General features: G+C 62.7%; 8 protein-coding genes. 3 read left to right on the top strand and 5 right to left on the bottom strand.

The window, feature by feature from the left end:
• Positions 1 to 78: 78 nt before the first annotated feature.
• Complete coding sequence (locus GGR62_RS19260) at positions 79 to 2163, top strand: S9 family peptidase (RefSeq protein ID WP_184409446.1); 2085 nt, start codon at positions 79 to 81, stop codon at positions 2161 to 2163.
• 210 nt (positions 2164 to 2373) lie between these two features.
• Here GGR62_RS19260 and GGR62_RS19255 read toward each other — a convergent pair whose 3' ends face one another.
• Positions 2374 to 3534, bottom strand: coding sequence for a putative peptide maturation dehydrogenase (locus GGR62_RS19255; RefSeq protein WP_184409445.1), 1161 nt, complete (start codon positions 3532 to 3534; stop codon positions 2374 to 2376).
• Positions 3535 to 3612: 78 nt separating this feature from the next.
• Here GGR62_RS19255 and GGR62_RS19250 point away from each other — a divergent pair, with 78 nt between their 5' ends.
• Positions 3613 to 3924 carry an NHLP-related RiPP peptide gene (locus GGR62_RS19250; RefSeq protein ID WP_184409444.1) on the top strand — a complete coding sequence of 104 codons (312 nt, stop codon included), beginning with the start codon at positions 3613 to 3615 and terminating at the stop codon, positions 3922 to 3924.
• A 27-nt stretch (positions 3925 to 3951) separates the two neighbouring features.
• On the opposite strand, the gene GGR62_RS19245 is transcribed toward GGR62_RS19250, so the two are convergent.
• The 4 genes from GGR62_RS19245 to aceB form a co-directional block, all read right to left on the bottom strand.
• Positions 3952 to 6444: a putative peptide modification system cyclase gene (locus GGR62_RS19245; RefSeq protein WP_184409443.1), complete on the bottom strand. Its 2493-nt coding sequence runs from the start codon at positions 6442 to 6444 to the stop codon at positions 3952 to 3954.
• A gap of 3 nt (positions 6445 to 6447) precedes the next feature.
• Positions 6448 to 7512, bottom strand: a complete 1065-nt coding sequence (locus tag GGR62_RS19240; protein ID WP_184409442.1) for a GGDEF domain-containing protein — start codon at positions 7510 to 7512, stop codon at positions 6448 to 6450.
• A 295-nt stretch (positions 7513 to 7807) separates the two neighbouring features.
• Complete coding sequence (gene aceA, locus GGR62_RS19235; RefSeq protein WP_184409441.1) at positions 7808 to 9103, bottom strand: isocitrate lyase; 1296 nt, start codon at positions 9101 to 9103, stop codon at positions 7808 to 7810.
• Positions 9104 to 9295: 192 nt separating this feature from the next.
• The gene (gene aceB, locus GGR62_RS19230) at positions 9296 to 10912 is read right to left on the bottom strand and encodes a malate synthase A (protein WP_184409440.1); all 1617 of its coding nucleotides are present in this window, start codon (positions 10910 to 10912) and stop codon (positions 9296 to 9298) included.
• 119 nt (positions 10913 to 11031) lie between these two features.
• Between aceB and GGR62_RS19225 the strand changes: the two genes are divergently transcribed.
• Positions 11032 to 11988, top strand: coding sequence for a LysR family transcriptional regulator (locus tag GGR62_RS19225; protein ID WP_184409439.1), 957 nt, complete (start codon positions 11032 to 11034; stop codon positions 11986 to 11988).
• The last annotated feature ends 331 nt before the right edge of the window (positions 11989 to 12319 follow it).

Here is a 12319-nt window from a genome sequence, read left to right as displayed (position 1 = left end):
GCACGTACGCACGCACCGGTATTGCCTCTAGCGTGAAGACAGCGGCCGGAGTGGCCGCGATCCCGCCCGGAGCCTTCCATGCAACGCCTGCTTCTTGTGTCCAGCATGCTGCTGGCGCTGTCTGCCTGCAGCGACAACACCGCACCCGCCACCGACACGGCCGCAACGCCCGCATCTGCTACGCCAGCACCAGCGGCGCCGCCCGAGCTCATCACACGCGATGCGTTGTTCGGCAATCCCGAGCGGTCGAACGTGAGCATCAGCCCTGACGGCAAGTACCTCAGCTGGGTGGCACCGCTGGATGGCGTACTCAATGTGTGGGTCGCATCGGTGGACGCACCGGATCAGGCCCGCGCGATCACCAAGGACACCGCACGCGGCATCCGCAGTTATTTCTGGACCCATCAACCCAATACGCTGCTGTATCTGCGCGACAACGGCGGCGATGAAGACTTCCATCTGTATGCGGTCGATCTGACCGATGGCAGCAGCAAGGACCTCACACCTTTCACGAAGACCAACGCCGAGGTGGCTGGGGTCAGCGCGCAACACCCCGACGCGATCATGGTCGGCATGAACGACCGCGACGCCAAATGGCATGACCTGTATCGGGTGGACCTGGCCACGGGAAAGCGCAGCCTGGTGCATAAAAACACCGAAAGCCTGGATTCCTATCTGCTCGATGGCAACTACCAGCTGCGCTACGCCACCCGTGCCACCGACGATGCCGGCATAGAGCTGCTGGTGCCCGATGGCAATCGCTGGAAGAGCGTGGACCGCATTCCATTCGAAGATGTCAGCAACACCTCGCCAGACGGGCTGACCGACGACGGCAAGACGCTCTACATGCAGGATTCGCGCAACCGCGACACCGCCGCGCTGTATGCCATCGACACCGCCAGCAACGCGCGTACGCTGCTGTTCGAAAACGCGCGCGCCGATGTCGGCGCCACCTTGAACGACCCCAAGACCGGCGTGGTGCAAGCGGTGTCCACCGACTACCTGCGCGAGGAATGGAAGGCGCTGGACAACGGCATTGCCGCCGATCTGCAGAAACTCAAATCACTTGGCGCCGGCGATGCCAACGTTACGGCACGCACGCTCGACGACCGCATCTGGATCGTTGCCTATTCGGCAGCAGAAACACCGCTGACCTACTACCGCTACGATCGCGCCGACGGCGGCAAGCTGACCAAACTGTTCTCTGCCCGCCCGGCGCTGGATGGCAAGCCGCTGGTCCCGATGTGGCCGCAGGAGCTCGCCGCACGCGACGGCCTCAAGCTGGTCAGCTACCTCACCCTGCCCGCCGAGGCAGATGCAAACCATGACGGCAAGGCCGACAAGCCGGTACCGTTGGTGATGTTCGTACATGGCGGCCCGTGGGCGCGCGACAGCTATGGCTACGGACCGTACGAGCAATGGCTGGCCAATCGCGGCTATGCGGTGTTGTCGGTCAACTTCCGCGGCTCCACCGGCTTCGGCAAGGCGTTCACCAATGCCGGCAATGGCGAGTGGGGCGCCAAGATGCACGACGACCTGCTCGATGCGATGCAGTGGGCGGTCAAGCAGGGCGTGACCAAGCCCGACGACGTCGCGATCATGGGCGGCAGCTACGGCGGCTACGCCACGCTGGCAGGCCTGACCTTCACCCCGGACGCATTCAAGTGCGGCGTGGACATCGTCGGCCCGGCCAACCTCAATACCCTGCTCGGCACCGTGCCGCCGTACTGGGCCAGCTTCTACAAACAGTTGACCAAGCGCATGGGCGACCCGGCCACCGCCGCCGGCAAGCAGTGGCTGACCGAACGTTCACCGCTCACCCATGTCGACAAGATCAGCAAGCCGCTGCTGATCGGCCAGGGCGCCAACGACCCGCGCGTCAAACAGGCCGAGAGCGACCAGATCGTCAACGCGATGAAGGCCAAGAACATCCCGGTGACCTACGTCCTGTTCCCCGACGAAGGCCACGGCTTCAAGCGCCCGGAAAACAACAAGGCCTTCAACGCCGTGACCGAAAGTTTCCTCGGCCAATGCCTGGGCGGCCGCGTGCAACCGATCGGCGAAGACCTGGCCGGCTCCAGCATCACCGTACCGGAAGGCGCGGACAAGGTGAAGGGTCTGAGCGAAGCGTTGAAGACGCATACGCAGGCGATTCGGCGCTAGCGCTGGGAGAGACGTCGGGTGCTGGGAGGCGTCGTTGCGATTGGCAGCGGCGTCTCCCCCATCCGATTCAGGCGTGAGGATGCAACCCAGATAGCCGCGATAGCGTTTTTTTGGAAGCGCGCTATCACAACGGCCCGGCCATCATCGGAAACGCATCCGTTTGGATCATCTGGCATCGCTCGCTGCCAGGCGCTCTCGCACTCCGCCAGGCTAGGGGCGCGCCCATACTTCATTGTTCGGATCGAGCTCCATGGTCTGCATGACCTCACCGCGGACGCCGAAGCCGCAGATCGCCAGCACACCTTCCATGATCGGCTCCAGTCCAAACAGTGCTTCCACCTGGATCTCGTTGATCGCACAGGTGACGAAGGCACCCAGCCCCATGTCGGTCGCGGCCATGTACAGCGTTTGAGAGAAATGCCCCGCTTCCAGCGCCAGTGCGCGATACGCTTTTGCGTGCGCGCGGTACTTCCAGAAATTGCGGTAGTAGCGCGGACACAGCGCCACAATCACCTGTGCATTGGCGAACCAATCCTGTCCCGCCAGGATTTTCAGGGCGGCTTGCTGCAAATCCACTGCATCGAGCTGCAACGGCTCCAAAGCATGGTCGATGGGCAGATAGTGATACACCCCATCTGCAAGGCCCGACACGTTCCTGACCAGGAGATAGGCATCCAGCGGATGCAGGCCGCCGCCCGACGGGCTGGAGCGCTTGAGAAAAACGGTTTGTGCATCGGCCTGCAGCACGGCATTCGCAGCGAAGGTGCGTTCCATGATTTTCGCGAAAACCGCGTACTCCATCTGCGCGTCGGTTTCGAAGTTCCTGCACGTCGTGCGCCGCCGCAGGATGCCGTCCAGATACTCTTCTTCGCCACGCGGCAGGCGAATCTGCCCAGTCGCACCACGCAGGATCTGCTCGGGTGGTGGAGGCCCGAAGGTCTTGAGCAAGGCGGCCGCCGTCTCAGCGCCAGCATCCTTGGAGGCCTTGGCAGAGTCCACATCGTTCCAGCGCGTGAATGCGTGATACGTCGCAGCCAGTGGGTGCCACTGGCTACTGCGCTGCACGGCATCACGCTGTTGAGCCGGATGCGCGCTCGCATCGTCGCTCACCAACAGCCCTTTTTCCAGCAATGAACGAACGGCCGAGGCGTCATCAACCATACTTCCGTCCTGCCACTGGCTCGGACTGAAACGACCAAGCGCAATGACATCGGCATCGGTCAGCACACACTCGGACTGCAGATGCGGAGCCAGTGCGATCCAACACTGCGTTCGCGATGCACCCGAACCTCCTGCGCATAGATCGGCCAGGTCGATCCCGACAGATTCCCTTGGCTCAAGGTAGACAACCGCACAACGCCTCACCCGCATGCTTCTATGCTCATCTTTAGATTGATCTTCTAACGGTCAGGAACTAGATTTCTTGAACGCACCCTACCGTTGAAGACCATGACCGAGACCGACAAGCGCCCCACCCCACTGCAACCGGACGTCGCACACAAGCTGTTGGACCTTCTGGCAACCGACGACGGATTTCGCGAGCTATTCAAGAAAGACCCGAAGGCCGCTCTCGTGCAGGTAGGTCACCCCACGGAAGATGCCGAGCTGCTTGCCTCGCAGCTCAAGGTGGACGCACTGGCCGACAAGACCGCCATTGCGCAGGCACGCGATGACATCCACACCAGCCTGACCTCGTCGGCCAATATGCAGCCGATCCGCCTGAATGTTCCGTCAGGCTCTTCGCCTCAGCTCAAGAAGTGACGGCATGGCGGCAGGTAAGACGTTGCTTTATTTGCCGCCAGCCATCGCCGCATCGAAGACATTCATCGGCTGCTGGCACCACCCGCATCCCCCGAACTCCGCATAGGCTCGTCCATGCGCATTCTTCAACCATCTGGTTTCGGCCGATACAGCACGCTGATCGTCCAGGGCCATATAGGCCTCCTTGAGAACGACATGGGCCTGATATGCCTCATTCCCGTCCAGATGCGGCTTCAATAGTTGGACGGCCTGATTGGCATGCCCTTCCAGAAGCGCGGTGCGTGCTTGCAACAGCGCGATCAACTCGCTGATGGGCGGCATCCTGCTCAACTCCGGGCGTGTCATCACTACCTGCAGCACCGCGTTGGCAGCAGTGTCATCTCCTAGCCGCTGCCCGAGCAGCGCCAGAGCTGCGGCGACCACGGCATCGGAACGCTGGCTACTTCTATTCTCACTGGTCGCAATACTCGACAACACGGCAGGAACCGTTGCATTGATGGTTGCCAGCGCGGCGGTACGGTTACCCAGCGCATACTGCGTCGCCGCTTTGGCAACCAGCGACTGCCGGTAGCGGGTCGAGCTGCGATCGATGCCGCCGGAGATGCGCTCGATCTCTGGAAGCGCCCTGTCGCTGCGCCGTTCGTCCAGGTAGATGGACACCTGATCGAAGTAGGCCACATCCAGGCGCTCGTTTGCAGGCCAGATGGCGTGGGCGGCCGAGAAGTCGCCCAGTACTGCAAGGCTCACTGCCTCCCAGACTGCTGCCGATGCCAGGCCGGCACTTCTTGCGGCACGAAAGGTCGACAAGGCTTCCTTGGTTTCTCCCAGCGCCAGCTGCATCCGGCCGACCAGCTCCAACGACAGCGGATCGAAATCGTAGCGCGACGATGCCGCACGCTTGGCGTAGACAAGCGCCTCACTGTAGCGATTGCGCGCTTCCAGTGCGTACGCCGTATTTTCGGCCGCAGCGAAATCGTCCGGATACAGATTGGCCATCTGCATCCATTTTTCGTAGGCGTTGGCAGGGTCCTTGATCTGTGCGTACCAGGCATCGAGATACACCTGCTCGCGCGGAGGCAGCCTCCCTCTCTGCGAAAAGGCCTTCTCCAGATACGGCAGGCCAAGCTGGATATTGTCCAGATAGAAGTAACAGCGCGCTACGCCGACATGTGCCAACGCAAATGTCGGATCAAGCTCGACGGCCCTGAGGTAGTAATCCCGCGCGCGCAGATAATGTCCGACGCCAAACTCGCGCTGCGCAAGTGCGTAGGCGTTCAATGCATCCATGTTGGCGGTGGACACGCGCGGTAGTGGGGCAGAGTTGGCCTTGATGGATGCGAGCGTTTCGCCGAGTCCTTCTCGCAGATTGGAGCTGACGGCGTCGATCGAGGAAAGAAGGGAACGCTGCCCCCTGCCTTCCGACTTGTACATGTACACCGTTGCCTGCGTGACCGGGTCGATCACCTCCACCGTAACCCGCAGGTTCCCGCCGACATCGGCCACGCTCGGCAATATCAGTGCCTTCGCCCCAGCGCGCATTGCGATCTGCGCACCCAGCGCGCGGTCGACCTTGGCGCGGTCGCTTTGCTTCATCAACTCCAGCATGTCGTGCGCACGTTTCTCCGAAACCAGATTGACGTGCTTGGACTGTTGAAGACTGAGCCGCAAGGCTTGCTGCAACGGCTCATCCAGCATTGCGCTGTCGGTGAGGTTATGCAGATCGCCAACCACGACCCAATCACGTTCGGCAAATGCGATGGCGGGTTCTGAACGTCCAGAGAACCAGAGAACACCTGCAGTGACGAGGATCAACGCGACCTCGGTCATCAACGCCGCCGGCCGCCGCCATAGCGGGATATCGCGCCACGCCTTGGCTGAGTTCTTCGGCAAGCGCAACGGCGTCAGACCGATTTCGCCAACCTCGTAGATCTCCATCGGCGTCGGCACGCCCTTGAAGCGCCAACGGCCGTGGGATTTCCAGAGGATGCGCTCGGCGCGGTTGCCCAGCTCGCGGGCGGCGCGGTGGGTCAGCGACTCGGCAACGGCCGAGACCAGAATCTGACCCGGCCGTGCCATCGACATCAGGCGCGCGGCGGTCGGCTTGGCCAGGCCTTCCACTTCCAGCGGCTTGGCGCCGATGCTGACCGCTTCGTCGCTGTTGCGCCAGGTCAGCACTTCGCCGACATGCAAGCCCTGGCGCGCACGCAGCGTCAACGTGTGAGCCGCGCCCATCGCGCTGAGCCCGCGCGCGTAATCCAGTGCGAAGCCCAATCCATCGATGGGCCGATCGAACAACAGCAGCAGACCGTCGGAGCGGTCGATCAATCGGCCGCGCCAGTGCTGCTGCAGTTTGACCACCAGCCGATCGTGCTCGCGGAACAAGGCTGCTGCGGCGTTGTCGCCGATGCGTTCGACCAGGGCGGTGGAATCGCATAGATCGGTCAGCAGCAGGGTGCGCAGACGCGGTGCATTGATCGCCTCCGACGACGCGTCCTTGCGTGCGTGGGTGCGTGCGCTCATTGCTCAGCTACCGTCCGACGCGAACAGGTTGCCCGTGCCCGAGACGGGCGCTTCATGCATGCACAGCATATTGCCGCCCTGCCGCTTGGCATCGTATAGCGCGCTGTCGGCCAGCGTGTACCAGTCGTTCCAGGCCGCATCGGGATCGATCATGCACAAGCCCACGCTGACCGAGCAGCCCTGCTCGCTGGGCCCATTGCATAACCGCGCATCTACCGCGCGCACAAGGCATTCGCCGATGTGATGCACCAATTCCCTGGTGCCCTGCGCGACCAGCACGCAGAACTCGTCGCCACCCAGGCGACAGGCGAGATCGCCTTCGGCGATGACCGAACGCAGCGCGTGGGCGACGTTCTGCAGCATGCGATCGCCGGCCAGATGCCCGAACTCATCGTTGATGCGCTTGAAACGGTCGCAGTCGATCAGGATCAGCGCCACGCCGGGCACGTTGCCTGCGCGCCGGCATTCCTGCAGATGCAGGGCCAGGCCACGCCGGTTATGCAGGCCGGTGAGCTCGTCGGTCCGGCTGAGTTCTTCGGTGTGGTTGAGCTGGTGCGAGGTGACGTAGAGGTTGTCCAACGCCGCTTCCAGATCATGGTTGCGGCGGCGCAGTTGGCGGATCAGCAGTTGCTCGTTGTTGACCACGCGCACGATGGTGCGGCGCAGGAAATGCGCCACCATCGACGGGTCGTGATCGACCAGACGCTGGAAATCGGCGTGCGCCAGTTCGATCAAGCGGCTGTCGGTCGCGGCGCTGGCACCGGCACTGCGGGCGTGGTCGCCGATCAGCAGGCCAAGCTCGCCAAAGAATTCGCCCGGACCCAGGTGCTTGAGCATCAGATCCTCGCCGAAATCCAGGTCGATCTGGCCACTGACCACGATGAACATCTGCGTGCCGACCGCACCGCGCTCGAACAACGCCTGGCCTGCGGCTAACGTACGGGCACGGCCAAAGCGGGCGAAAAACGCCAGTTCCTCGGCGCTCATCAGTGCATGCAGCCCGTCCGACAGCGTCTTTGCGATGCCCCCCGTCGGCTCGACTGCGCCCGCAGCATTGTGGCAAGTCATTCCGGTTTCCTTAGGCCGACATACAGCGTTAGCCCACGGACAAATCCTACAGGAGCGCCTTGTTCAGTACCAGGTCACATCGCTTCTCATTTATTGTGAGACAAGCTGTCGGGTATTGCAGTAAGAAGTAGGGCTGGGTTTCCCGAGCCCGTCGTGACGGCGTGGTGAACCATCGGGGCATGCTGCGGGCCCACGCTGCCGGTCCACCGGCGGCAATACACAGATGCTTGAAACAACTGGCGCAGGCAGGATGCCTGCCATATGCGCGGCGGACGGTCGCGCATATGGCAGCTGCTCAGGCCGCTTTGTCCCCATGAAACTGCTCTTCCTCGGTGGAGCCACGCAGTGCCGTGGTGGACGACTGGCCCTGCTGAATTGCCTGCGTCACCGCATCGAAGTAACCGGTGCCTACCTCGCGTTGATGCTTGACTGCGGTGAACCCCATGTCCGCTGCGGCGAATTCCGCCTGCTGCAACTCGACGAAGGCGCTCATCTGACGGCGGGCATACCCGTGGGCCAGATGGAACATGCCGTAGTTCAGCGCGTGGAAGCCGGCCAGGGTGATGAACTGGAACTTGTAGCCATAGCTTGCCAACTCGGTCTGGAACTTGGCGATGGTGGCGTCGTCCAGGTGCTTCTTCCAGTTGAAGCTGGGCGAGCAGTTGTAGGCCAGCAATTTGCCGGGAAATTTTGCATGGATGGCCTGCGCAAACGCACGCGCGAATTCCAGGTCCGGCTTGCCGGTCTCGCACCAGATCAGATCTGCATACGGTGCGTAAGCCAGCCCGCGGCTGATCGCCTGATCCAGCCCGTTGCGGGTCTTGAAGAAGCCTTCGACGGTGCGCTCGCCAGTGGTGAACGGCTGATCGTTTGTATCGACATCGCTGGTGATGAGATCGGCCGCTTCGGCATCGGTGCGTGCAATCAGCAAGGTGGGCACGCCCGAGACGTCGGCGGCCAGACGTGCGGCATTCAACTTTTCGATCGCCTCGCGCGTGGGCACCAGCACCTTGCCGCCCATGTGGCCGCATTTTTTCACCGACGCCAGTTGGTCTTCGAAGTGCACGCCGGCCGCGCCGGCTTCGATCATGGCTTTCATCAGCTCGAAGGCATTGAGCACGCCGCCGAAGCCGGCTTCGGCATCAGCCACGATCGGCTGCAGGAAGTCGATATCGTCGTTGCCTTCGGCGTGATGCAGCTGGTCGGCACGCAACAAGGTGTTGTTGATGCGCTTGACCACGGCCGGCACCGAATCGGCCGGGTACAGCGATTGGTCCGGATACATCTGCCCGGCCAGATTGGCATCGGCCGCCACCTGCCAGCCGGACAGGTAGATCGCCTTGAGGCCGGCCTTCACCTGCTGCATCGCCTGGTTGCCGGTCAGTGCGCCCAGCGCATTGACGAACGGCGTGGCATGCAGCGCGGTCCACAACTTGTCCGCGCCCAGCCGCGCCAACGAATGCTCGACATGCACGGTACCGCGCAGGCGCACCACATCGGCGGCGGTGTAGTTGCGGGTGATGCCGGCCCAGCGCGGGTTGCTGGCCCACTCTTTCTGGATCTGTTCGGCGGTCTGCAGTGTGTTGCTCATGGTGCGTTCTCCTGACAGGAATACGGCGGATGCAACGAGCAAGGAATTGCGCGTTGAGGTCTGTTCAAGACATGGCAAGGCCGTCGTTGCACGTGGGCGCAATCGGGCGGTGTGCGGTATTGACGTAGTGCGTTGCGTTGATGGGTTGCAGCGACAGCAAGCGTGCTGTGGCGTGTCGCTGCAGCGTGTCGATCAGTCGATCAAGCGATATGCCGGCACGGTGAGGAAATCGGCCAGTTCATCGGCGCGGCTGAGTGTTTCCAGCAAGTCGATCGCCTCGTTGATCCGCGTCGCACCGGGCAGCGTGTCGGTCGAACCCAGGCGTGCAGGCAGCGCACGCAACGCGGACTGCAATAACTGCTGATCGATGACAGTGCCGTCGTCCAGGTGCGTCCGGTGATGCAACCACTGCCAGAGTTGTGCGCGGCTGATTTCGGCAGTCGCGGCGTCTTCCATCAGGTGATGGATCGGCACACAGCCATTGCCGTCCAGCCAGGCGGCCAGGTACCGCACGCAGACTTCGACATTGCCCTCGAAACCGGCGCGGGTGACGGTGCCCGGCGAAGGTGCAATCAGCATATCGCGCGTCACCTGCACATCGTTGCGCAACACATGCTGCTGATGGGCGGTGGGCATATGTTCGTCGAACAGGGCCATCGCCACCGGAATCAAGGCCGGATGCGCCACCCAGGTGCCATCGTGGCCAGCGGTCACTTCGCGCAACTTGTCGGCACGCACGCGCGCCATCGCCTGCTCGTTGGCGGCTTCGTCGTGATTGATCGGGATCTGCGCCGCCATGCCGCCCATCGCATGTGCACCACGCCGATGGCAGGTCTTGATCAGCAGCTCCGAATACGCCTTCAAGAACGGCTGGGTCATGGTGACCTGGCCGCGTTCGGGAAGAACGCGGTCGCGGTGCGCACGGAAGGTTTTCAGATACGAAAAGATGTAGTCCCAGCGCCCGCAATTGAGCCCCACGATACGGTCACGCAGCGCGTGCAGGATCTCGTCCATCTCGAACACCGCCGGCAGCGTTTCGATCAGCACGGTGACCTTGATCTGGCCATGCGGCAAACCGAGCATCGCCTCGATATGCGCCAGCGCGGTCTCCCACAGCGCGGCCTCTTCCATGCTCTGCAGCTTGGGCAGGTACAGATACGGGCCTATGTCCCTGGCCAACAGCGCGCGTCCGTTGTGGAAGGCGAACAGCGCCGCGTCAAACAGCCCACCGGCCAGCGGCTGGCCATCGATGCGCACGTGCTTCTCATCCAGATGCCAACCGCGCGGGCGCACGATCAACACGGCGCGCTCGTCTTCGGGGCGCAGCGCGTAGTGCTTGCCGTTGGGCGCATCGAATGTCAGATCGCCGCGCACGGCGGCGGCCAGGGTGCGCTGACCGGCCAGCAGATTGCGCCAGGTCGGCGCGGTGGAATCCTCGAAGTCGGCCATGAACACCTTGGCGCCGGAGTTCAGCGCGTTGATGACCATCTTCGGATCGGTGGGGCCGGTGATTTCGACGCGACGGTCCTGCAGCGCCGACGGCAGCGCGGCCACGCGCCAGTCGCCCTCGCGGATGGCGCGGGTATCGGGGCGGAAGTCCGGCAACTGGCCGGCATCGAAGTCGGCCTGACGGGTTTGCCGCTGCGCCAGGCAGCGTTGGCGGCCGGGTTCGATCGCACGGTGCAGCGACACCAGTAAGGCCAGCGCTGCCGCCGGCAGCAGTTCTGCCTGGCCAGACACCTGGGTGGTCAGCGCCAGCCCGGGGGTGGCGTGTTCGTTGGAGCGGGGAGCCAAAGCGGTGGCAGACATGGTGGAAGTCCTAGTGCGTCCGGAACCCCACCGTGCGCCGACGGCAGCTATTTGACAAAACAGTTTTATCAATGCAGTAAATAAGCTGTACTTATAGTTATCTGGATTTAACCGCACCCATGGCGCCAACCCCTCGATTTTCCTACAAATCCGACCGTCTCAAGCCGCTGCGTGCGTTTTGCCAGACCGTCCGATTGGGCTCGGTCTCACGGGCAGCTGAGGCGCTGTACGTCAGCCAGCCGGCGGTGACCTTGCAGTTGCAGGCGCTGGAACGCGACCTCGGCGTCGCCTTGTTCGAGCGCTCCGGGCGGCGGCTGGCACCCAGCCGCGAGGGCCAGCTGCTGTACGACATGGCGCTGCCGCTGGTGGAAAGCCTGGACGGGTTGGAGGCGAGCTTCCGCGAGAAGGTCCGCGGGCTGGATGCCGGTGAACTCACTATCGCCGCCAACAGTTCCACCATCCTGTACCTGCTGCCGCGCATCGTGGAAAACTTCCGCGCACGTCACCCGGAGGTGCGCCTGACCCTGCACAACGCGATCAGCGCCGATGGCACCGACCTGCTGCGCGAAGACGCGGTGGATCTGGCGATCGGCTCGATGCTGGACGTCCCGGCCGACCTCAACTACGCGCCGGTGTATCGTTTCGAGCAATTGCTGATCACCCCACCCGATCACCCACTGGCCAGCAAAGCCAGCGTCTCGCTGCAGGACCTGTCCCCGTATCCGTTGATCCTGCCGCCGCGCCGGCAGGTGACCTATCGCCTGGTCGATCTCATCTTTCAGCAAGCGCGAGTGCCCTACACCGTGGCGCTGGAAGTGGGCGGCTGGGAAGTGATCAAGCAATACGTGGCGATGGGCATGGGTATCTCCATCGTCACCGCGATCTGCGTCACCGATGCCGACCGCGACAAGCTCGCCACGCGCTCACTCAAGGATTATTTCCCGACCCGCAGCTATGGCGTGGTGGTGCGCAAGGGCAAGTATCTGTCGCCACAGGCACGCGCGTTTATCGAACTGATCCAACCGGACCTGTTTACACCGCGTGGTTATGACGAGGGCGGGGATTCGGAGCGGTAAACGTGCGTGTGACCATTGAGCGAACGCTTGGAGACAAGCACGTTCAACACCTGCAGATTACGGATTTCTTTTCACTGCGGTTGCTCAGAAAATTGCAGATCCGCCCTTGGTCACCTTCTCCCGCATACGGCAGTAGGACACGCTTGCGTGCAGGAATAAAGCGTTGCCTGCGCGCAGGATGCAAATCGCTTGCGCGGCGGTAACAGATCATCCGAATGCCTGCTTCCCTCTCCCTCCCGACGTCCCCCCGATTTTGAGTAGCGCCTCAGTTTGGAGTCCAATTCCCTACCCCGAAGGAGATTGGACGTGAAGAAGCGTTTTACTGACGAGC

The organism is Xanthomonas sp. 3075, assembly GCF_014197275.1.
GTDB classification, from domain to species: Bacteria; Pseudomonadota; Gammaproteobacteria; order Xanthomonadales; family Xanthomonadaceae; genus Xanthomonas; species Xanthomonas campestris_B.
The sequence above is the reverse complement of the archived record's forward strand: the minus strand, read 5'-3'. Positions and strand labels throughout refer to the sequence as shown.